Annotated in this window: 22 protein-coding genes; 15 read left to right on the forward strand and 7 right to left on the reverse strand. The window is 38.3% G+C overall.

The genetic code is table 11. From position 1 onward, the window contains the following. The first annotated feature begins 120 nt into the window (after positions 1-120). From lptF to rsmA, 6 genes are all read left to right on the forward strand, one after another. Positions 121-1,311, forward strand: a complete 1,191-nt coding sequence (lptF, locus tag ACFIJ8_RS00295; RefSeq protein ID WP_375638566.1) for an LPS export ABC transporter permease LptF — start codon at positions 121-123, stop codon at positions 1,309-1,311. Further along, entirely contained in the window at positions 1,308-2,399 is a 1,092-nt protein-coding gene (gene lptG / locus ACFIJ8_RS00300; protein ID WP_375638568.1) for an LPS export ABC transporter permease LptG, read from the forward strand. The genes lptF and lptG overlap by 4 nt, the downstream gene beginning before the upstream one ends. Continuing rightward, a complete protein-coding gene (locus tag ACFIJ8_RS00305) occupies positions 2,400-4,760 on the forward strand; it encodes an LPS-assembly protein LptD (RefSeq protein WP_375638570.1) in 2,361 nt (786 codons plus the stop codon). It begins immediately after the preceding gene. Positions 4,761-4,869: 109 nt separating this feature from the next. Continuing rightward, positions 4,870-5,826 (forward strand): SurA N-terminal domain-containing protein, encoded by a 957-nt coding sequence (locus tag ACFIJ8_RS00310; protein WP_375638572.1) that lies wholly within the window; start codon positions 4,870-4,872, stop codon positions 5,824-5,826. After that, the gene (pdxA, locus tag ACFIJ8_RS00315) at positions 5,826-6,839 is read left to right on the forward strand and encodes a 4-hydroxythreonine-4-phosphate dehydrogenase PdxA (RefSeq protein ID WP_375638574.1); all 1,014 of its coding nucleotides are present in this window, start codon (positions 5,826-5,828) and stop codon (positions 6,837-6,839) included. The genes ACFIJ8_RS00310 and pdxA overlap by 1 nt, the downstream gene beginning before the upstream one ends. Continuing rightward, a complete protein-coding gene (rsmA, locus tag ACFIJ8_RS00320) occupies positions 6,830-7,660 on the forward strand; it encodes a 16S rRNA (adenine(1518)-N(6)/adenine(1519)-N(6))-dimethyltransferase RsmA (RefSeq protein WP_375638576.1) in 831 nt (276 codons plus the stop codon). The genes pdxA and rsmA overlap by 10 nt, the downstream gene beginning before the upstream one ends. A 30-nt stretch (positions 7,661-7,690) precedes the next feature. On the opposite strand, the gene gmk is transcribed toward rsmA, so the two are convergent. The 7 genes from gmk to ACFIJ8_RS00355 all read right to left on the reverse strand — a co-directional run bounded on the left by gmk (position 7,691) and on the right by ACFIJ8_RS00355 (position 14,102). Then, positions 7,691-8,368: a guanylate kinase gene (gmk, locus tag ACFIJ8_RS00325; protein ID WP_375638578.1), complete on the reverse strand. Its 678-nt coding sequence runs from the start codon at positions 8,366-8,368 to the stop codon at positions 7,691-7,693. 299 nt (positions 8,369-8,667) lie between these two features. After that, positions 8,668-9,777, reverse strand: coding sequence for an endolytic transglycosylase MltG (gene mltG, locus ACFIJ8_RS00330; protein ID WP_012754963.1), 1,110 nt, complete (start codon positions 9,775-9,777; stop codon positions 8,668-8,670). Positions 9,778-9,873: 96 nt separating this feature from the next. Beyond that, positions 9,874-11,136, reverse strand: coding sequence for a beta-ketoacyl-ACP synthase II (gene fabF / locus ACFIJ8_RS00335; RefSeq protein WP_273788485.1), 1,263 nt, complete (start codon positions 11,134-11,136; stop codon positions 9,874-9,876). A 101-nt stretch (positions 11,137-11,237) separates the two neighbouring features. Next, positions 11,238-11,474, reverse strand: coding sequence for an acyl carrier protein (locus ACFIJ8_RS00340; protein WP_004860281.1), 237 nt, complete (start codon positions 11,472-11,474; stop codon positions 11,238-11,240). Positions 11,475-11,735: 261 nt separating this feature from the next. Further along, positions 11,736-12,473 carry a 3-oxoacyl-[acyl-carrier-protein] reductase gene (gene fabG / locus ACFIJ8_RS00345; RefSeq protein WP_273788486.1) on the reverse strand — a complete coding sequence of 246 codons (738 nt, stop codon included), beginning with the start codon at positions 12,471-12,473 and terminating at the stop codon, positions 11,736-11,738. A 19-nt stretch (positions 12,474-12,492) separates the two neighbouring features. Continuing rightward, positions 12,493-13,437, reverse strand: a complete 945-nt coding sequence (gene fabD / locus ACFIJ8_RS00350) for an ACP S-malonyltransferase (protein WP_273788487.1) — start codon at positions 13,435-13,437, stop codon at positions 12,493-12,495. A 77-nt stretch (positions 13,438-13,514) separates the two neighbouring features. Then, complete coding sequence (locus ACFIJ8_RS00355) at positions 13,515-14,102, reverse strand: undecaprenyl-diphosphatase (RefSeq protein WP_375638581.1); 588 nt, start codon at positions 14,100-14,102, stop codon at positions 13,515-13,517. 332 nt (positions 14,103-14,434) lie between these two features. On the opposite strand from ACFIJ8_RS00355, the gene rpsF reads away from it, so the two are divergent. The 9 genes from rpsF (at position 14,435) to ACFIJ8_RS00400 (ending at position 23,340) form a co-directional block, all read left to right on the forward strand. Further along, on the forward strand, positions 14,435-14,842 hold the full coding sequence (rpsF, locus tag ACFIJ8_RS00360) for a 30S ribosomal protein S6 (protein WP_273788489.1): 408 nt from the start codon (positions 14,435-14,437) through the stop codon (positions 14,840-14,842). Then, the gene (gene rpsR / locus ACFIJ8_RS00365; RefSeq protein WP_012754957.1) at positions 14,842-15,090 is read left to right on the forward strand and encodes a 30S ribosomal protein S18; all 249 of its coding nucleotides are present in this window, start codon (positions 14,842-14,844) and stop codon (positions 15,088-15,090) included. The genes rpsF and rpsR overlap by 1 nt, the downstream gene beginning before the upstream one ends. 150 nt (positions 15,091-15,240) lie before the next feature. Beyond that, positions 15,241-16,221, forward strand: coding sequence for a hypothetical protein (locus tag ACFIJ8_RS00370; protein ID WP_273788490.1), 981 nt, complete (start codon positions 15,241-15,243; stop codon positions 16,219-16,221). Positions 16,222-16,246: 25 nt separating this feature from the next. After that, on the forward strand, positions 16,247-16,843 hold the full coding sequence (rplI, locus tag ACFIJ8_RS00375; RefSeq protein ID WP_375625876.1) for a 50S ribosomal protein L9: 597 nt from the start codon (positions 16,247-16,249) through the stop codon (positions 16,841-16,843). A gap of 593 nt (positions 16,844-17,436) precedes the next feature. Next, positions 17,437-18,927 carry a replicative DNA helicase gene (locus ACFIJ8_RS00380; protein ID WP_273788492.1) on the forward strand — a complete coding sequence of 497 codons (1,491 nt, stop codon included), beginning with the start codon at positions 17,437-17,439 and terminating at the stop codon, positions 18,925-18,927. Between the two features lie 6 nt (positions 18,928-18,933). Further along, positions 18,934-20,310: a DNA repair protein RadA gene (gene radA / locus ACFIJ8_RS00385; RefSeq protein WP_375638584.1), complete on the forward strand. Its 1,377-nt coding sequence runs from the start codon at positions 18,934-18,936 to the stop codon at positions 20,308-20,310. Between the two features lie 127 nt (positions 20,311-20,437). Continuing rightward, complete coding sequence (locus tag ACFIJ8_RS00390; RefSeq protein ID WP_273788494.1) at positions 20,438-21,019, forward strand: CvpA family protein; 582 nt, start codon at positions 20,438-20,440, stop codon at positions 21,017-21,019. A gap of 75 nt (positions 21,020-21,094) precedes the next feature. Continuing rightward, the gene (gene purF, locus ACFIJ8_RS00395; RefSeq protein WP_375628701.1) at positions 21,095-22,588 is read left to right on the forward strand and encodes an amidophosphoribosyltransferase; all 1,494 of its coding nucleotides are present in this window, start codon (positions 21,095-21,097) and stop codon (positions 22,586-22,588) included. Positions 22,589-22,590: 2 nt separating this feature from the next. Further along, positions 22,591-23,340, forward strand: a complete 750-nt coding sequence (locus ACFIJ8_RS00400; protein WP_375619472.1) for an SDR family NAD(P)-dependent oxidoreductase — start codon at positions 22,591-22,593, stop codon at positions 23,338-23,340. Positions 23,341-23,361: the final 21 nt, after the last annotated feature.

The raw sequence follows: 23,361 nt of genomic DNA on the forward strand, positions 1-23,361 counted from the left end.
ATTTATTTGGTTAAAATATCCAATTCATAGAAGGATATTTTTTCGAACTTTATTACATTTTAACCGAAAGCAGTAAAAATATTTGCTACCGAATTAAAGACTGAGGATTTTCCCCAATTTATGCGTATTATTGAGTTCTACATCCTGAAACGTGTCCTTGTTTTGTTTAGTTCTGTTATGATTGCAGCAGTGGGCGTTAGTTGGACAGTACAAATTCTCGCACGGATAAACTTTCTCACAACAAGTAAACAAACACTCCTCACAGTCTTACAATTTTCACTCTCATTGGTTCCTTCTGTTGTTTTTCTTGTCATTCCATTTGCATTAGTGATCGCAATTACAACCATCCTTTCAGCAATGCATCAAGACTCAGAACTTGCTGTCATCAATGCCTCTGGTTTTCCTAAAAGTACTGTTTGGAAACCTATTCTTCTTCTTGCTATTGTTGCATCCTGTATCTCCTTTTCTATAGCTAATTTTGTTGTTCCTCAAGCGCGTCTTCATATGCGACAAATGCTAGCAAGCGCTCATTTTGATCTTATTAATCTATTCATTAATGAAGGAAGCTTCCAAAAACTCGCCAATAACCTTTACATAGAAATTGGCGAACGAAATCCAAATGGAACACTTGAACGCCTTTTCATTGCCGACCAGCGTGATCCTAAAACTGATCTTTTTTATTATGCAACAGACGCATCCATTGTGAGCAATAAAAACGGTAGTTTTCTGGTTCTCAATAACGGTGAAATAGAAAGAGTCAACCATCAGAATAACAGTGTTTCAATCGTTCAATTTAGCTCATATACTTTTAGCCTAGGGGAGTTTATCCCCAGTGATAAAGCACCTACTCTTTATCCAAAAGATCGATCTCTTTCTTATTTACAAAACCCTGATCCAAAAGATCCCTACTATCAACGAAAACCACTCCAATATAAAGCTGAGTTTCATCGCAGATTAACACAATGGCTCTACCCTATTGTTTTTTCACTTATTGCATTAGCAGCAGCAGGGGATGTATGCTCCCATCGACAAGCTCGTCATTCCGCAAATTTCTCAGCAATTGCCCTTTCTTTTCTGGTGTATTGGATAGGATATTTTTTCGCAGAAAAAGCAAAGAACGATCTTGCATACGTTCCACTCCTTTATATTATGCCCATAGGGACAAGTGCATTTGTCTTTTTTATGCTTTTAACGAATCATAAAATTGGGCTCCCCACAAAAGTTAATGAGATTATTCAAATCGCTTTCCAAAAAGTAATGAAAAAATTTGAACATCGAAAATCTCAAGATTCCTCGGATGAAATATCATGATTGGGTGGACACTTGGACGATACTTTTTTATACGTTATCTTAAAATAACTTGTTATTTCTGGGGAAGCATTTTTGTTCTTGCTCTTTTAATCGATTTCACAGAGAACTCCGGTAGGCTATCCTCCATTCCGCATCATACAGCAAAAGATGCATTTTTCCTCTCTGTTTTACGCATCCCTTTTATCATGCAACAACTTATCCCTTTCATTGCACTCTTTTCTGCAATGGCAACACTTATCTCGCTCAACAAAAAACTTGAACTTGTGGTGACTCGTTCAATCGGTGTTTCTGCATGGCAATTTCTTATGCCAGCTTGTTTGGGAGCTTTTCTTTTGGGATTATTTTCAATTCTCCTCATTAACCCACTTGCTGCATGGGGATTTTCTCAAGCAGAAAAAAAGATGACTGAATGGCGCAATAACAATGTACTAACACCTCTTCATAATACAGGTATCCACTGGTTAACACAACGTACAAATTTAGGCAGAACAACCATTGGTGCTAAATTTATCACCGACCAAGGACTTTCTCTTCTCGATGCAACCTTTGTAGAATACAATGACAACGCAACCGTCAAAAATTGGATTAACACCCCAAAAGCAACCTTGACTAATGGATCTTGGCTATTAACAAATGGAACAATCTATAAAATAGGGCATCCTCCTGAAAAATTTACCGTGTTGCAAATAAAAACCAATCTAAAACCTGAATTTTTAACGGAACGTTTAGCGAATCCCGCGACTATTCCATTTTACCAATTGCCAAAAAAAATTATGATTGCACGTTCATTTGGCTATTCTGCTAATAATTTTGATATGTATTTCCAATCTTTGATTGCATTACCGGCATTGCTTGTGGCAATGACCCTCATTGCAGCAACTGTATCTTTAAATTTTACGCGTTTCGGACAATCTAGAACGTTGATTCTTGGTGGAGTAATAGCTGGGTTTATGCTTTATGTTATTTCCGTACTTGTTCAAGCTTTTGGTAATGCTGGATATATTCCACCAATTATTGCAGCTTGGACACCCGTTGTTATTGCGTTATTCTTAGGAATCTCTTTTTTACTTCATAAAGAGGATGGCTAAGTGAAAGCATTAACACTTAAAAAAATTATTTTAAAAAAATTAAGTGCTCTCGCTTTTAAAAGTGTTATGGGAGTTATTTTAGGAGGCGCTTTGTCTTATTGTGCGCACGCTCAAAGCCTTATGTCTCCTTCTCAAAGTCGCATTCAAAATCCGGAACGTCCTCTTTTGCTCTCTGCGGATGAACTCATCTACAATCGTGATGAAAACACTGTTTCTGCACAAGGTAATGTCCAAATCGAATATGATGGCAATAAAGTTGTCGCTCAAAAAATTATTTACAATCAAAAAACAGGACGGCTTATAGCACAAGGGAACGTTGAAATTACTGAAAAGGATGGTAATAAAATTTATTCCAACCAAATTGATATGACCAAAGATCTTGGCGAGGGTTTTGTAAACGCCTTACGTATTGATACAGCCAACAATGTTCACTTTTCAGCCCAAAATGCTACACGCAAAAACAATCACATAACAGTCTTTGAAAATGCAACCTATACAGCCTGTGAACCTTGCTCTTATAAACCAGATAGAGACGTCCTATGGAAAATTAAAGCAAGAAAGATCATATGGAATAATAGCATCAAAAAAATTCGGTTTGAAAATAGCAGTTTTGAAGTTTTTGGTGTCCCGATTATAAAATTTCCAAATTTTGAGATCTATGATCCAACTGTCAGGCGTGCTAGCGGTCTGCTTACTCCTCATTTTTTTTATACTGATTATCTCGGTATGGGGATAAAGAATTCTTATTTTTGGAATCTCGCCCCTCACTATGATTTTACCCTTTCTTCTACTGTTTATACCCAACAAGGGCTTTTAACCGAAGGGGAATGGCGTCAACGTTTAAAAATGGGCAGTTATAATATTCGCTTTGCTCATATATACCAAATGAAACGGCATAGATTTGATAATGATACGATTGATGCACAGCATAAAAATCGTTATATGCTGGCAACAAAAGGGGACTTTCGTATTAATTCACACTGGACTTATGGATGGGATATTCTTGCACAATCAGATCGGCATTTTAGTCGTGCCTATAAACTTGAAAACTATAGCAATCCTACACAACTTTCTCAGATCTATCTGAATGGTCTTGCAGGAAAAAATTATTTTGATATGCGTTTTTATCATTTTAAAGTTCAAGATTCAATATTGAATGATCCTCATTATGAACGTCACTCTCGGCAAGCTTGGGTCCTACCGCGCATCGATTATTTTTTCACACCAGATGAACCCATTTATAATGGAGAGCTTACCTTCCATAGTAATATGCAATCAATTTATCGCCGTCATACTGACTTCAGTTCTACCGACCAGAACGGAAACCCTCTCAACATAGTAAGACTTTCTGGTATGGCTGGAAACAGTTTGCGTTTAACAAACGAGCTTCAGTGGAAAAAGCGCTTCAACACGCACAACGGACTCATCTTAACCCCCCTTCTCTCTCTACGAGCTGATATCATTACAACCAATGCAAGCGAAAATTATACAGCTTCTACAGAAAACAATTCCTCATCCGCAATTCATGGTTCAACAATTCGTGGCATGGCAACAGCAGGGTTGGAACTACGCTATCCCTTCCTTATTACAGCGGATCATTCTACACATATTATAGAACCAACCGCACAAATTTTTATACGCAATAATGAACAATATATTGGAAAAATTCCTAATGAAGATGCTCAAAGCTTTGTCTTTGATGCAACCACTCTCTTTCAACGAGATAAATTTTCTGGTTATGATCGTGTAGAAGGTGGCACAAGAGCCAATATAGGTCTAAGATATTCTGGAAGCTTTAATGACAATTGGTCTCTTTATGGTCTTGTTGGACAATCCTTTCATCTAGCAGGAAAGAATTCTTTTGCAGAAAAAGACTTTGTCAATGTCGGTATTCATTCTAGCTTAGAGGCAAAACGTTCAGACTATGTTGCAATGTTTGGTGCAACCCATAAAAGTGGTTTTTCCTTAGAAACGCGTGGACGCTTTGATAAAAAAACAGGAAAAATCCGCCGTAGTGAAATCGAAGCATCACAAAAATGGCAAAATTTTTGGGCGGCTCTACAATATGCCTATATCGCAAAGCAACCAGATTATGAATATCCTCAAGAGCGCCAAGAAATTTCTTTTCAAACAGGACTTAAACTGGCAGATTATTGGTCTATTAATAGCAACGCCGGTTATGATTTAGTATCTGGTACATTTGTAAAGCGAGGAATTAGCTTGAATTATACAGATGAATGTTTCGGGTTAACATTCGGTTATCAACAGGTAACGAATCCGGGCAGGAAAACACCCTTGCAAAACTTTAACTTCTCTCTTTCATTGCGTACGATTGCAGATATCGGAAAAAAGATAGATTAATTTATAAAGAGAATGTATCAGTCATTTAACTTATCATTGTTTTTATGAAAAAAAACGTATATTTTGAGTAACTGATAAGAATTGATAAACAATGCGAAAGCCTATTCACATGAATAAATTGAAAAAGCGTGTTCTTGCTTTATTTTATATTACGTCTTTGAGCGTAAGTAGCCTGCTAATAAATGAATTTTTGATTCCAACGGTCTTTGCGCAGACTTCTATTGTTGTTACAGTTAATGGCAACCCCATCACAAATTATGATATACAAAGGCGCCTTGCTTTTCTCAGATTACAACAAAAGCAAGGCAATTTGGTGGCACAGGCTAAAAAAGAGCTTATCGATGAAAAGCTAAAAAATATTGAAATAAAACGTCGTAATATTGAAGTAAGCAATGATGAAGTTGATAGAGCTTTTGAGAATTTTGCGACACAAAATAATATGACGATTGATCAGCTCAACCAGATTCTGATCCAAACTGAGATCACTGTGCAACACTTTAAAGATTACATCCGTGGACAAATAGGATGGGGGCGTCTTGTTAGTGCACGCTATCAAGCTGAAACAGGTATGATTAGCGAACAAGAAGCTGTACGCAGGATATTAAAAAATGGTGGTGTGAAACCTTCAACCAATGAATATACATTACAGCGAATTGTTTTTGTCATTCCTGCACATCGTCGTTCAGAAATTTTTGAAAGACGTCAAAGAGAAGCAAGCAATTTTCGCGCACATTTCCGTGGATGTGCCAATGCTCACAATCAAGCAAGAGGTATTTTAGACGTTACTATCCGCCACTTAGGAAAGTTTCTGGAGCCCCAACTTCCCAATGCATGGGAACAAGCTATTCTTGCAACGCCTGCTGGAAAAATGACAAAATTACAAGAAACATCTGATGGAATCGAAGCAATTGCTGTCTGCAAAATAAAAAGAGTTTCTGATGATTATGTCGCTCGACTAATATTTTCTCTTCAAGATAGTAGAAAAAGAAGCCCGCAAAAACTTGAAGAATTAAGCGACAAATATTTAGGAGAACTGCGGCGAGTGGCGCGCATTAAAAATTCATAATGGCTGCTCTTATTGTTAGCGGTGGTGATCCTGCCGGAATTGGTCCTGAAATAGTACTAAAAGCGTGGAGTTTGCGTGTTACGCGCCAAATTCCACCTTTTGTGCTTCTTGCTGATCCAGATGTTATTCGTTCGCGCGCTCGTTTTTTACAGATTGATGTTGAGGTGCAATCTGTTTTAATCAATAATTCCGCAAAAAATTTTCAAAACGCTCTTCCTATCATACCGTTAAAAAACAAACAAAGTGATCAATTAGGTATACCTTCATCGAATAATGCCGCTGGAATTATTGAAGCAATTCAACGCTGTGTTCAATTGATTCAAAATGGCCATGCATGTGCACTTATCACTTGTCCTATTGCAAAAAAGAATCTTTATGATGCCGGTTTTCAATTTCCAGGTCATACAGAATTTTTAGCCGATTTAGCCCATAAAGCTTTTCATAAATGTTATCATCCAGTTATGATGTTAGCAGGACCTCGATTAAAAACAGTACCAATAACTGTTCATATTCCATTTAAAAATGTTCCTTCACAGCTTACCCGTGATTTAATTATTCAAACGGTACTTATTACTGAATGTGACTTAAAAACACGGTTTAAAATAACGTCACCCCGACTAGCTGTTGCTGGTCTTAATCCTCATGCTGGAGAAGGAGGTGCAATGGGAAAAGAAGATATTGAAGTTATCACTCCTGCTATTGAATATCTTAAAAAGAAAGGACTCAATATTGCAGGACCGCTGCCTGCCGACACAATGTTCCATGAATGCGCAAGAAAGGCATATGACGTTGCCATTTGTATGTATCATGATCAAGCCCTTATCCCTGTTAAAACATTAGACTTTGATAGCACTGTTAATGTCACGTTAGGTCTCCCTTTTATTCGCACGTCTCCAGATCACGGAACTGCTTTTGATATTGCTGATAAAGCGATAGCCTCTCCCGAAAGCTTTATTGCTGCTCTTAAACTTGCAAATCAACTTGCCGAAAATAGTTTAATACCATGCCAATAGATAACCTCCCTCCTCTACGTGAGGTCATTGATATATATGGATTACAAGCGCATAAATCTTTGGGGCAAAATTTTCTTTTTGATCTTAATTTAACATCTAAAATTGCTCATCACGCAGGTAATATAGAAGGAAAACCTGTTCTTGAAATTGGTCCTGGTCCTGGAGGTCTCACACGTGCCTTGCTAGCAAAGGGCGCCATTGTAACAGCAATAGAACGCGATGAACGCTGCATACCAGCTCTCTTAGAAATAGAAAAACACTATCCTAAAAAATTAAAAATTATTTGTAATGATGCACTGAAGCAAGACTTCTCAAAACTCTTTGAAACAAGCCCAGAAAAACCTCGCATTATTGCAAATCTTCCCTATAATATTGGGACACAACTCTTATTAAATTGGCTTTTGACTGAACCATGGCCTCCTTTTTATGAATCAATGACATTGATGTTTCAACGTGAAGTTGCCAAACGGATTACAGCTAAACCTCAATCTACTCATTATGGACGTCTTAGTGTCTTAACTGGCTGGCGTACCACTGCTAAAATTGCTTTTGATGTGCCCCCTCAAGCCTTCATACCAATACCTAAAGTAACTTCTTCCGTTGTTCATATTATTCCGCGAACACAACCTCTTGCCTGCTCTGCACAAAAACTAAGCCTCGTCACAAAAACCGCCTTTGGACAAAGACGAAAAATGCTTCGTCAAAATCTCAAAACACTTGGAGGTGAAGTGCTGTTAGAAAAAGCTGGAATTGATGGAACACGCCGTGCTGAAACGCTATCGGTTTCAGAATTTGTAACTTTAGCGCATCTAGTGCTCTAAAAAACTGCACTTTTTGTTATGCAACCTTTTTTAATCAAGACATTTATCGATCTTTTCAGCAATAAGCCCATCAACAAAAGAGTCAAGATAAGAACAGCGCTCGCGTTTTACGGTTTCAGCTAAATAAATTGATTTAATAAAAGATAAAGATTGATCTAAATCTTCGTTAATCACAACATAATCATAAGAACGCCAATGCTTTAACTCCGTTCGTGCATTTTCCAATCGTAAATTGATGATATCTTGACTATCTTCTGCTCGACGATGTAAACGCGAAACAAGCTCTTTCATTGATGGTGGAAGGATAAAAACAGATACAGTGTCTCCTAGCATCTTTTTTTGCAGCTGCTCAGTACCTTGATAATCAATATCAAATAACATATCACGGCCAGTACTCAATGCGTTCTCAACAGTTTCACGTAAAGTGCCATAATAATTCCCGTGAACTTCTGCCCATTCAATAAATTCATCTCTATCACGCTTATATTCAAACTCTTCCTTTGAAATAAAGTGATAATGCAGCCCATCTACTTCACTAGGACGCCTTTTCCTTGTGGTCATACTTACGGAAAGCTCTAATTGTCCATCTTTTAGAAGTAATCGAGAAATTGTTGATTTACCAGCACCTGAAGGTGAAGAGAGAATAAATAAAAAACCGCGGCGTTGATTTATTTTTATAGCACTCAATTTACTTTCGAAGACTGTCATTACATCACTCTACTTTGTTCATAAATGTTTCTCCAAAATTTGAATTATACATTATCTCAACCTTTCCCCTAATCAATGTGTTTTCTTAGCAGTTATCAATGTTATTCTGCTCTTTTTTGAGATAAGTTATTAGCAGTGTATTCACTGCTTTCTTAAATATTTTTATCCATACGCTAATCCCACTTGTGACAGACAAGAAAATGATTTTTTATCATTCTCATAAAAAGTTTAAAGAGAAAAATTTTACTATATTTTGCATTCTCACTTACGATGCAAAAAGATGTATTATCATTATAAATTCAATGTCTTGCCTTTAATTCTCGCCACTTGCGAACATTCACATTATGTTCCTCTAAAGTTCGAGAAAAAACATGCCCTCCTGAACCATCAGCAACAAAATAAAGTGCATCACTGCTTGGTGGATGTGCCACCGCTTTCAAAGAATCTCGACCTGGATTTGCAATAGCTGTTGGAGGCAAACCATTAATTTTATAAGTATTATATGGTGTTTCCTTCTCAAGATCTGAACGATAAATTGCACGACCTGATGGCTTTCCTTTTCCTCCAAAGAGACCATAAATAACTGTTGGATCCGATTGAAGACGCATATGCTTTGTAAGGCGGTTATAAAATACCGCAGCAACCATTGGTCTTTCTGCTGCAATTCCCGTTTCTTTCTCAACAATTGAGGCTAATATAACAAATTCATCAATTGATTTAATAGGTAAATTAGGTGAACGCGTAGCCCATATAGCATGAATTAATTTTGTCTGTCCTTCACGCAATCTGTTTACAATCTCTTTACGCGTTGTCCCCCGAATAAAACGAACAGTATCCGTCATTAAACAGCCCTCTGGAGGCAAATTTTTTGGAAGATCTCCAATCAAAATTTCATTCGCAGCTAATCGATCGAAAACTTGCTGAACCGTTAAACCTTCAGGTACTGTAAATGTATACTCAATAGATTTTCCTTTCACAAGAATATCCATAATATCCTGCATCGAGGAATGAGCCGGAATTAAATATTCACCAGCCTTCAGATGTGTTGTTTTTTGGTGATAACCAACCCCATAAACAAAAATATCTGATGATCGAATGAAACCACGTTTTTCTAGCAATGAAGCAATTTCACGAATTCCCGTGCCAGGATGGATAAGAACAATTTGTTCTTCCTCAATTTTCCCCTTTTCTTCAAAAATACTTTTTCCAATATAAAGAGGAATACTTATGGCGAAAAGAATAACCACAATCAGCATAAGAAAAAAATGACCGAGAATAACCAACGGATTACGGACGATCGATGATTTCTTTCGTTTTTTATGTACTAACATGTCATAACTATCTGCTAAATGATTCGAAGAGGAATCACTTACGTCCTTTAATGATTTTCCTTTTTTCACATCGGACATAACCCCTCAATAGCGATTAAGGACAATATTATAATTTCTCATTCATCTTATAACAAAGTAGAAAACTCAAAAGCAGAAATTAAATAAAAATACTTATTATCCCCTAAAACGTCGCATCACCAACGATGCATTTGTCCCACCAAATCCGAAGGAATTAGAAAGAATCGTATCAATCTTTCGTTCACGCGGTTTGTGTGGTACAAGATCGATTTTCGTTTCAATCGATGGATTGTCAAGATTAAGTGTCGCTGGAGCTATATTATCCCGTATAGCTAGAACAGAAAAAATAGCCTCAGCGGCACCGGCGGCACCAAGTAAATGCCCGATAGATGATTTCGTTGATGACATGGATACTTGTGATGCATAATTCCCTAAAACACGCTCAACAGCTGCTAGCTCTATGGAATCAGCCATCGTTGATGTACCGTGAGCATTAATATAATCAAGTTCACTCACATTCACTTGTGCACGCTTAAGAGCAGCCATCATACTACGCTGAGCCCCTTCGCCACTTTCTGAAGGCGCTGTAATGTGGTAAGCGTCACCAGATAAACCATAGCCAATAACCTCAGCATAAATACGCGCTCCTCGTTTTTTGGCGTGTTCCAGCTCTTCTAAAACAACAATTGCTGCTCCTTCCCCCATCACAAAACCATCACGATCAGCATCATAAGGACGAGATGCCCGTTCAGGATCATCATTGCGACAAGTAGAAAGAGCTCTACAAGCTGCAAAACCTGCAAGAGATATCCGATTTATCGGAGACTCGGTCCCCCCTGCCACCATGACATCTGCATCACCAAACATAATCAAACGTGCTGCATCACCAATCGCATGCGCCCCTGTCGAACAAGCCGTTACAACAGAATGATTAGGCCCCCGTAAACCATATTGAATAGACACATAACCAGAAGCAAGATTAATCAAACGACCTGGAATAAAAAAAGGAGAAACACGACGAGGTCCCTTATCACGAAGCGTATAACCAGCTTCAACAATGCCCTCAACTCCCCCAATTCCCGAACCAATTAACACACCTGTACAAATCTGATCTTCATCATTCTTAGGAAACCATTCGGCATCTGCAAGCGCTTGGTTAGCAGCAGCCATTGCATAAACAATAAATGCATCAACTTTACGTTGCTCTTTAGGTTCCATATACAAATCAGCATTATAGGTCCCCTCTGTTCCATCCCCTACGGGGATACGCGCAGCAATCTGGCATGGCAAATCTGACACATCAAACTCAGTGATACGTCGGACACCACTTCTTCCTTCAAGAAGTCGTTTCCAACTATATTCAATATTACCAGCTAATGGAGATACCAATCCTAAACCAGTAACAACAACACGTCTCATAACTTCTAACCTTGAACTAAACTTCACCTCTCAAAGCTCTCTTTTCAAAAAAGCTCCGAAGAATATAGGCAAAAGCAATTTATGCCTTTGCCCTTTAGTAATCATGCAGAAGCTTTATCAATGAACTTGACTGCATCACCAACTGTGAAAATCGTTTCAGCAGCTTCATCTGGAATTTCTACCCCAAACTCTTCTTCAAAAGCCATAACGAGTTCAACCGTATCAAGGCTATCAGCTCCTAGATCATCGATAAAGCTTGCATTTTCTACAACTTTATCAGCATTAACCCCAAGATGTTCCACAATAATTTTCTTAACGCGCTCTACTGTATCACTCATGTTGAAATCCTCGAATTTATATTTTCCTATAATTTGGTTAACTATATCGGCTCATCTAATCAAGCAATAGATGCATTACTTTAAAAGATTTTAGCAATGATTTAAAACATCCTGTGGATATCCCCTACAAAATGAACCAATCTGACATTGCGACATCAATTGATCAACGGTCATGTTAAAGAAATAGATGCATCTTTCTATTTCAACCGTTACTATCTAAAATAATACAACTCATAAATCAATGTGGAATAAAATAAATACTCAAATCATTGCCATTCCACCATTGATATGGAGTGTTTGACCTGTCGTATAGGCTGCTTCATCGCTTGCTAAATAAACAGCAGCAGCAGCTATTTCTTGCCCACTTCCCATACGCTTCATTGGAATCGCAGCCATAATGGCTTCTTTTTGCTTTTCATTAAGCTTGTCTGTCATTGCAGATTTAATAAATCCTGGAGCAATACAATTGACAGTGATGTTTCGCGAAGCAATTTCTTGTGCCAATGCTTTAGAAAAACCTATTAAGCCTGCTTTTGCAGCACAATAATTCGTTTGTCCAGGATTTCCCACAACACCAACAACAGATGTAATGTTAATAATCCTTCCATAACGGCGGCGCATCATAGAATGTATTAATTCACGCGTCAAAAGAGAAGCAGCTGTTAGGTTAACTTCTAAAACATCATCCCAGTCTTTGTCTTGCATACGCACAAAAAGACCATCCCTAGTGATTCCCGCATTGTTAACCAAAATATCGACACCATCCATTTCTCTTTCTGCAACTTCAGCCAATTGTTTAATCGATTGGCGTTCAGAAAGATTAGCGGGAAATACAAAAACATTCTGCCCTAACTCTGCCGCCACTTCTCTAAGCTTTTCTTCACGTGTTCCATGAAGTCCAACAATGGCTCCTTGTGCATGAAAGCAGCGTGCAACTGCCTCACCAATTCCTCCCGAAGCCCCCGTTACAAGAGCTTTACGTCCTGTTAATCTAAACATTTTTTTAACTCCTTATAGATTAAACGCCAAGCATGCCTAGCGCTGATTCTATTTCATCAACTGTTCCAATTGTTACCCCCTTTATATCTTTGTTAATACGACGCGTTAGACCTGTTAATACTTTTCCAGAACCAACTTCAAAAAGCGTATCAACCCCATTAGCAGCGATCCATTCTATTGTTTCACGCCATCGCACTCTCCCAGTCACTTGTTCAACAAGAAGAGTAGTAATACGCTCTGGATTGCTCTCAGGTGCAACAGAAACATTAGCAATCAAAGGAACAATAGGGGGCATTTTGTTAACAGTCAAAAATGCTTTCTTCATGGCATCAGCAGCAGGTTGCATTAAAGATGAATGAAAAGGTGCAGAAACTGGAAGAAGAAGTGCACGTTTTGCACCTTTTGTTGATGCAATCTCTACCGCTGTCTCAACTGCTTTTGCTTTACCTGAAATAACAATTTGCCCACCACCATTATCATTAGCAATCTGACATAGTCCTTCTCCAGAAACAGTTTCGCAAATTTCTTCCACAATGTGCTCTTCCAAACCAATCAGTGCTGCCATAGAACCTTCACCAACTGCGACAGCAGCCTGCATAGCATTGCCACGAATACGCAAAAGTCTCGCCGTATCTGTGAGAGTAAATGTACCAGCAGCACAAAGGGCCGAATATTCGCCTAAAGAATGACCAGCAACAAACTTTACCTTTTCTTCTATACGAAGCCCTAATTGTTGCATCACACGAATGACAGCCATGGATACAGCCATTAATGCCGGTTGTGCATTTGCTGTTAACGTTAAAACATCTGCTGGTCCTTCAAAAATGATCTTTGATAATTTCTCACCCAAAGCATCATCAACTTCCTCGAAAACCATCCGTGCGGCAATAAATTGCTCTGTAAGCGCCTTCCCCATACCAACAAGTTGACTTCCCTGCCCTGGAAAAATAAAAGCTGCACCCATTTATCAACTCCTAAAATTGTACAATTAAATTATTCTCTTTTGACCTTATTCATCCGCACAAATCAAGATAAAGCCCTTTATTTAAAACGAATACCACTCTTAAAATTATATTTTAAAGGCGGAATTTGATATAAAAACTTAGGAACGTAGGGAGCTATAAACTGAATAACACCCAAACTTATGAGACTTCCTAAAATTGCACCTGCTAAAATATCAAAGGGATAATGTACACCCACAAAGATGCGCGCCCAACAGATCAAGCACAAAAACACCGTGGCAAATTTAAAAGCAACTTTGTATCGGTAAAAATAAAAGTTAGCTGCATAAGATGCAATGGTCAAGGCATGATTACTAGGAAAAGAAGCTGTTGCACGATGTTGAATAAGCGGTGTCGCTAACCCTACCACGAATGGGCGAGGATGAAAATAAAAAAGAGAAATGAGATAACCTATGAAAAGAGCCGCACAAATACTCATGCAAATGCTTAGTACGACACATCGTTCCCTCTCCCCACCACAAAACCACAACGCACAAAGATGGAGAGGAATAATGTAAATTAAAAACTTTGCACAAAAAATACTAAACAAAACTACAATCGACCAAGCTTGATGATTGCCGACAAACATTTCAAAGAGTGTGACATCAATCTGGTTTAGAAAGTCCATTTTTCTCTCCTTTATGTTACAGTACTATCTTTTTGTAGAAGAGGGAAATATATCAAGATTTAGCAAATAAATTTTTTTATGTGCATAAACTTGCTATTTTAAAAGATAACCTGTAGATATGAAATATTCGTTGCCGGCACTTTAGCTGGAGGTTGAACGGAGGGCTGTAAAATATCAGTAGGAAATACAATGTTTCCGGCCTCCCGTGTCTCCGCTCTCGGATGTCTCGAATCGTAAACGCGTCCTTTCTTCTTTGGATTTCCAAAAAAGACAAGTCGCAGAGGCTTTGCGCTAAAACCGGTAAGATTTAATTGAAGAAAGGCAAAACAACAATGGCTCTTTATGAACATATGTTCCTTGCCCGACAAGACATTACACCGCAGCAAGTTGATGAACTTTTGAGTCTCTACAAAGGTGTCATTGAAGCACATGGTGGGAAAGTTGGGCGTATAGAAAATTGGGGACTTCGTCCTCTTGCTTACCGCATTCGTAAAAACCGTAAGGCTTATTATACCTTGGTCAATATTGATGCACCAGCTTCAGCAATTGCTGAAGTGGAGCGTCAGATGCGCATCAATGAAGATATTTTGCGTTATATGACCATTCGCGTAGAAAAACACGAAAAAGAAAAATCTGCTATGCTCTCACACCTTGATCGCAATAGTCACATTGGACACGATGAAGAGCGTCCTCGTTTTCCACGTCGTCAACGTGAAAATGCTATAGAAGGGGTAGAATGATGACTGACACCAATCAAAACTCTGCACGTCGCCCTTTTCATCGTCGTCGTAAAACATGTCCTTTTTCAGGGACCAATGCTCCCAAAATTGATTATAAAGACATCAAGTTGTTACAACGTTATATTTCCGAGCGTGGGAAAATTGTTCCTTCACGGATTACTGCTGTTAGTCAGAAAAAACAGCGTGAATTAGCTAATGCTATCAAACGTGCTCGCTTTTTAGGCTTACTTCCATACGTTATAAAGTAAACGCTCAATACGCTATGCAACTGGAGAGTTTCTCCAGTTGCTTTTCTTATATGATTAAAAAAATAGCTTGTTGCATCCTATGTTAAGCTATTACATGTTAAAGTTGGGGTATTGGCACGCCCCTAACTGCAGAAAGCAGGACAGCAATAAATGAAAAAAAATCGTACCTATGAGATATTAATCGGTATTTTAGCAGGATTATTTGCTGTTGTAATAGGAATGGCAATCATCAGTGTTGCAAATATCGCGCCCTTTTTTTCTCTTCTTCTTGGCTGCTTTCTTTCATTGCCAATTTTTATTGTTGCGTTCGGTCAAGGAACATTAGCCAGTCTCATCGCCCTCATAAGTGCCACTGTTGTTCTTATCATAACCACTAATACCTATATTGCTCTTGGCTTGATGTTCTTATTTTTCCTTCCTGCTGTCTATGCTTCTTGGCTTCTTGGGCTTGCACGACCAGCGCAAAAAGAAAACGAACTGATATGGTATCCATTATCATCGGTTATTTTTCATTTAACTAATTTTATCGCTCTTATAGCAACTTTCATTGGGCTCTATGTTCAAACCCGTCCTTCCACACCCGTCATTGCAAAAAAAATCACCGAAAACATAGCACAAACTCTGCAACAATCACAGTCAATAAAAGAAGCCGATATACGCGCTTTTAGTGAGCTTTTAATGACGCATCCAGCAACTTTTACTGCTGTTTCTTTGACTCTTTATAGTTTGGTTTTTCTCATTGGTAACCTTTACTTTTCCATGATAGCAGCACAACACATGAAATGGCTGAAAAGACCCCGTGATGATTGGAGCCAAACTCTCCGCCTTCCAATTTCTGGAATTGTTATTTTCATTATTGTTTGCATAGCATCGATGATTGAGTTGAGCGCTTCTCTTAACTTGAGTACCCGTGTCTTTAGTACTGCATACACTGTCATCATATTAATTAGTGGTCTAGCATATCTTCACAATATTACAAAAGGGGTAAACGGTCGGATTATTATACTTTCTCTTGTTTATATTGCTATTTTAACAGTCGTTTTTACTCCACCTATTGTTTTCATGATGCTTTTGATGGGAATTTGGGCTGCTATTCAATATAATTTTCAATCACGCAAAAAACTCCACTAAATTTATTTGTTCGAAAGGAAAAACTATGGATATTATTTTACTTGAGCGCATTCCTCGTCTTGGTCAGATGGGTGATATTGTCTCAGTTAAAGATGGTTATGCGCGTAATTTTCTCTTGCCTCAAGGTAAAGCTTTACGTGCAAATGAAGCCAATAAAAAACATTTTGAGATACAACGTGCACAACTTGAAGCACGTAATCTTGAACGCAAAAGCGAAGCGCAAAAAGTTGCTGAAAAACTTGATGGACAATCATTCATTGTTGTTCGTTCTGCTGGTGAAACAGGACAACTTTATGGTTCTGTGTCAACACGTGATATTGCTGAAATTATAACAGATGAAGGCTTTTCTATTGGGAGAAATCAAGTCGAACTTAACCATCCAATAAAAATGATCGGTCTTCACACAATCACTCTTAGCTTACATCCTGAGGTTCAAATTTCTGTGATTATTAATGTTGCGCGTTCTACCAGTGAAGCACAACGCCAAGCAGAAGGTGAAACTCTCACTTCTGCTAAAGAAATATATAATATTCAAGAAGAATTATTAGAAGAAAATCAGGAAGAATTATTGGTAGAAGAAATTAATGACAACGATATAAACAGTTCTCATCAAGAAGCTTAATTGCTATTTTTGCTTTCTGTTTTATATTTTTTATTCTATTTTAAATATTGCTCATAAAATACTCACATTTTAAAATTGAGTATTTTATGGCTATCATACATAAAGAACCTAATTTTTATGAAAGAATTAGCAATATATTATTTAAAGGCATTACATGCCGATAATGATGATATCACTAAGAGGAAATATCTTTTGTTTCCAGCATATAAAGCAAAAATAATTTAAAGTTCTACCCTTAAAGGTAAGGCTTGTATGAGCAGTAAGTTGATTGTATCCTCACATGATCTGAAATAATTTCAGTTATAAAAGAGTAATTCTACTTACACAGATATTGGAATTTTAAGGTCATGTAACTTCAAAATACTTAAATTTAGAGTACCAAAACTTCCACTTTAAAATTACGTATTATAAAACAAAATAGATAGACGTTACATAAATAATACACAAATGATAAATGAGCAACGAAAAGAGAGTTTTGAAAAATTATATAATTTTAACTTAAAATGAAGGGTTGTAGCTCTATTCTTTTAATTATACGATTTTCAATTTATCGCCTAAAGTAGCTAGACTTGGAATTTTAGTGGAAAAATATTATGGAAGAAACTAACGTTGTTAATGTCAGCTCTTCAAAAAAAGAGGATTCTCCTTCTTTTCGGCAACTTCCGTATAATATTGAAGCTGAACAGGCATTGCTTGGTGCCATCTTTATCAACAATGATTCTCTTGACCGCGTTTCAGATTTTCTAAAACCAGAACATTTTTTTGAACCATTGCATCAAAAAATTTATCATGTTTTATCTCACCTTATTAAAACAGGAAAACGTGTAGATCCAGTTACAATCAAGCCCTATATCCAAATGGAAGAAAAAATTGGAGATATTACTGTATACCAATATGTTGTTCGCTTAGCCACAGAGGCAGTCACTATTATTAACGCTGAAGATTATGGACGCGTCATTTACGATCTTTTTATCCGCCGATCTTTGATTAACCTTGGAACTCAAGTTGTCAATACAGCCTTTGATGCTCCTGTAGAACTCACGCCTACCCAACAAATTGAAGCTGTTGAAAATCAATTATTTGAGCTAGCAGAAAAAGGGAAATATGGAGGTGGATTTGAAAATTTTAATGAGGCTATCAAAAAAGCTATCGATATGGCAAGTGCTGCGAAAAAGCGCTCTTCACAATTATCAGGGATAGCCACCCATATTAAAACACTTGATGAAAAAATGGGAGGATTACAAGCATCTGACTTAATTATCCTTGCGGGACGCCCTGGTATGGGTAAAACCTCACTGGCTACCAATATTGCCTTTAATATTGCTAATGCTTATAATCGCAATGCCAATATTCAAGAAAATGAAGGCGGCATTGTAGGTTTCTTCTCACTTGAAATGTCCTCAGAACAGCTTGCAACACGTATTATTTCTGAACAAACAGAAGTCTCTTCTTCTGATATTCGGCGTGGTAATATTTCAGATGAACAATTTTCAAAAATTATTCGTGCGGTGAACCAACTACAAAAGGCACCACTTTATATTGATCAAACTGGGGGAATATCAATTACGCAATTAGCTGCTCGTGCGCGGCGTCTTAAGCGACAACATGGTTTAGATATCTTGTTTATTGACTATATCCAACTCATGACAAGCAGTTCAAAGCGTTCATCAGAAAATCGTGTTCAAGAGATCACAGAAATTACCACAGGATTAAAAGCATTAGCGAAAGAATTGAACATTCCTATTATCGCTCTCTCTCAACTTTCACGTCAAGTAGAAAATAGAACAGATAAACGTCCACAACTTTCAGATTTACGTGAATCTGGTTCAATTGAGCAAGATGCCGACATTGTTCTGTTCGTCTATCGCGAAGAATATTATCTCAAAAATGAAGAACCAAAGTTAGGTAGCTTGGAACATCAAAAATGGCAAGATGAGATGGATAAAATTATGGGAAAAGCTGATGTTATTATTGCGAAACAGCGCCACGGGCCGACAGGAATCGTGCCACTTGCCTTTCAATCTGATTTCACACGATTCAGTGATCTGGCCGATAGCAATTATCTTCCAGAGCAAATTGGTTAAATCAACATGGCGCGTAATCGTATTCAATTTATCTGTCAAAATTGTGGAACTGTCCATTCTCGTTGGGCAGGAAAATGTAGTGCTTGTGGAGAATGGAATTCCCTTGTTGAAGAAACTATAAATAGCGGTATAGGAAGTGGTCCTAAGCAGAGTGCTCGTAAAGGACGCATCGTCACACTCACATCTCTTTCTGGAAATATCGAAGATGCTCCACGTATTCATTCTGGTATTGCTGAACTTGATCGTGTTACCGGTGGGGGCTTTGTCCGTGGATCAGCACTCCTTGTTGGAGGTGATCCGGGTATTGGTAAATCAACATTGCTGACACAAACAGCCGCTGCTTTATCACGTAAAGGATATAATGTCATCTATGTTTCAGGTGAAGAGGCTATTGCGCAAATTTGTCTGCGCGCACAAAGGCTTGAAGCTAACAATACAGAAGTGAAACTTGCTGCTGAAACCAATGTTGAAGATATTCTGGCAACCTTAAGCGAACATAAAAACCTTGATATGGTGATTATCGATTCGATTCAAACCCTATGGTCAGATACAGCAGATTCATCACCCGGCACTGTCACACAAGTACGTATCGGTGCTCAAGCAATGATCCGCTTTGCCAAGAAAACAGGAGCCGCCGTTGTTCTTGTTGGTCATGTTACAAAAGATGGGCAAATTGCTGGTCCTCGAGTCGTTGAACATATGGTTGATGGCGTTCTCTATTTTGAGGGTGAAGGAGGACATCATTATCGCATTCTTAGAACTGTAAAAAATCGCTTCGGACCAACAGATGAAATTGGTGTCTTTGAAATGTCTGATAAAGGATTACGCGAAGTGATAAATCCATCCGAATTGTTTTTAGGAGAACGTAATGAAAAAGCACCAGGCGCTGCTGTTTTTGCGGGAATGGAAGGGACACGCCCGATACTCGTAGAAATTCAAGCGCTTGTTGCTCCTTCTTCCCTTGGGACACCAAGACGTGCGGTTGTCGGATGGGATGGAAATCGCCTTTCTATGATTCTTGCCGTTTTAGAAGCCCATTGCGGCATTCGTTTTGGACAGCATGATGTCTATCTGAACGTAGCGGGTGGATATCGCATATCAGAACCCGCTGCCGATTTAGCTGTAGCCGCTGCTTTGGTATCCTCTCTTGCCAATATCGCATTGCCAACGGATTATGTATATTTTGGTGAAGTCAGTCTTTCAGGAGCTACCCGCGCTGTTTCACATTCAGCACAGCGCATCAATGAAGCAAAAAAACTCGGCTTTCAAGGAGCATTTCATCCCACAACAACAACCGAAATGATGAAGTCGCTCAATTTTCAACAAAAAACTTTCTCCGACCTTCCCGAACTCGTTGCTACTCTTACCGTAAATAAAAAATGATCTGCACCATAGATATGATAATATAGAAAAAACTCTATAAAATACAAAAGATCCTTGCTATAAGAACAAAAAATATATTTGCACATAGACTTAGAAGAACACAACTTTATGTATAAGGAACAAACAAATGATCATAACAATCCTTGATGGAATTGTCGTAGTAATCATCCTGTTGTCCGCTTTTCTTGCTATGCTTCGAGGGTTTTCACGTGAAGTGTTATCGTTGATTTCTTGGGCAGTTGCAGCTATTACGACACTGTTTTTATTCAAGCCTGTCTTACCTTTCTTTGAACACTATCTCTCTAATAAAATGATTGCATTGATCACAACATTGGTCACGATTTTTATTATTGTTCTCATTATTACTTCAATTATTACAATGAAGATCTCTGATTTTATTATTGATAGTCGAATTGGTATCCTTGACCGTGCTATTGGTTTTATTTTTGGAGCACTTCGCGGTTTACTTATCATGGTCATCGGTATGTTGCTGATTAATGCACTGATTAAACCCGAGCTTCAAGCGAATTGGTTAAAAAATGCAAAAACAAGGCCTATTTTAGATTCACTAGGACAAAAAGTTTGGGAAATACTCCCAAAAGATATTGGATCGGTTCTCGAAAAGGCGGAAAATTTGTTTAAAGACAGCAATAAACATACGTATGAGCAACACTCTCATGAAAAGATAATTTTAAAAAATAGAGAATAGTTTTTCATGAGGAAAGAGAACTAAATGATGTAGAATGTGATATTAATGATTCCTTCGTATCACAACTGAAAGAATATGATGATAAAGAGTGATGTTTTCTGTCAAGAATTTTCATTAGATGATGACACCCTTCATGAAGAATGTGGCGTTTTTGGTATTCTTGGGCATGAAGATGCAGCAACATTAACAGCTCTTGGACTCCACGCACTTCAGCATCGTGGGCAAGAAGCGGCTGGTATTGTTTCCTACCATAATAAAATGTTTCATCAAGAAAAGCATTTAGGTCTTGTTGGTGATCACTATACCAATCCTACAACACTTGCACGCTTACCAGGAAATCGCGCTATTGGACATACCCGTTATTCAACAACTGGAGAAGTAGCATTACGCAATGTTCAACCCCTTTTTGCTGAGTTGAAAGCTGGAGGCATTGCTATTGCTCATAATGGTAATCTTACCAATGGTCTTACATTACGCCGTGAACTCATCGCTTCTGGAGCTATCTGTCAATCAACATCAGATTCAGAAGTTTTTCTTCATCTTATTGCCCGCTCACGTTATGAATCGTCCTCTGATCGTTTTGTTGATGCAATTCGGCAAGTAGAAGGTGGGTATGCTATGTTAGCGCTCACGCGTACAAAGCTTATTGCTGCACGCGATCCAACAGGGATTAGACCCCTCGTGATGGGGGAACTTGATGGTAAGCCTATTTTTTGTTCTGAAACTTGTGCTCTTGATATTATTGGAGCAAAGTATGTCCGCGATGTTAAAAATGGGGAGATCATCATATGTGAAATACAAAAAAATGGGGAAATTACTAAAAAAATTATAAAACCAAAAAATGAAAAACCAGAAAAACTTTGCTTGTTTGAATATGTTTACTTTGCCCGTCCGGATTCAATCGTTGGAGGGCGTAGTGTCTATGCAACACGCAAAAATATGGGAATCCGTTTAGCACAGGAAGCCCCTTGTGAGGGTGATGTTGTGGTTCCTGTTCCTGATGGAGGAACTCCTGCTGCAATTGGCTATGCACAAGAAATTGGAATTCCCTTCGAGCTTGGTATTATTCGTAATCACTATGTTGGTCGTACTTTTATCGAACCAACACAACAAATTCGTGCTTTTGGTGTCAAGTTAAAACATTCTGCAAACCGTCCTGTGATTGAAAGAAAACGTGTTATTCTTGTCGATGACTCTATTGTACGTGGAACAACATCTCTTAAAATTGTGCGAATGCTCCGTGATGCAGGAGCAAAAGAAGTTCATATGCGCATTTCTAGCCCTATGATTTTCTATCCCGACTTTTATGGTATTGATACACCTAAAGTTGAAAGCCTTTTAGCAAATCAATATCCAGATTTAAAATCTATGTGTGATTTTATTGGAGCGGATTCATTAGAATTTCTTTCAACGGATGGATTATATCTTGCTGTAGCAGGGGAAAAACGGAATAACGCCGATCCGCAATTTACTGACCATTATTTTACTGGATATTATCCTACGCAGCTGGTTGATCAAGAAAACCTCTCCAAAACTCATCAATCATCTGTTCTTAAAACAAGAGATTAATGATGACAAAATGTGACTTTAGTCTCCATGGGCGTGTTGCACTTGTTACTGGCGCATCAAGAGGAATTGGTTATTATTTGGCACTCGAGCTTGCTGCACGCGGCGCTCATATTATTGCTCTTGCACGAACAGTCAGTGGACTTACTGAATTAGATAATCAGATCCAAGAAAAAGGGGCTCATGCAACCCTTGTTCCCCTTGACTTGCATCATATGGAAAACATCGATACTCTTGCTATCTCAATTGCCAAACGCTGGAAAAAACTTGATATTATCGTTGCAAACGCAGGAATCCTTGGAACACTCTCACCAATAGCGCACATAGAAAACACGGTATTTGAAGATGTTTTTCAAATAAATCTTTTTAGCCAATGGCGCTTAATGAAAGCTGTTGAGCCTTTATTACGAGAATCTGATGCTGGACGAGCCATTCTGTTATCCTCAAGCGTTGCGCATGCTGCGCGCCCTTTCTGGGGAGCTTATGCAGCCTCTAAAGCGGCTTTAGAGATGATTGCCCGCTGTTGGGCAGAAGAACTCAAACAAACCCCTATAAAGGTTAATTGTGTCAACCCTGGTGCCACACGCACTGCCATGCGCGCTGAAGCTATGCCCGGTGAAGATCCACAAACTCTCCCTTCACCACAAGAGGTTGCAAAAAAGATAGTACATTTGTTATCACCTGATTTAAAAGAAACTGGAAAACTCTTTAATGTCCATAAAAATCGGTTTGTAGATTATCATGTACCTGACTGATCATCATCGGAGAAGTAAATC

Origin of the sequence: Bartonella sp. MF74HXZ (genome assembly GCF_042194445.1) — a bacterium.
GTDB classification, from domain to species: Bacteria; Pseudomonadota; Alphaproteobacteria; order Rhizobiales; family Rhizobiaceae; genus Bartonella; species Bartonella grahamii.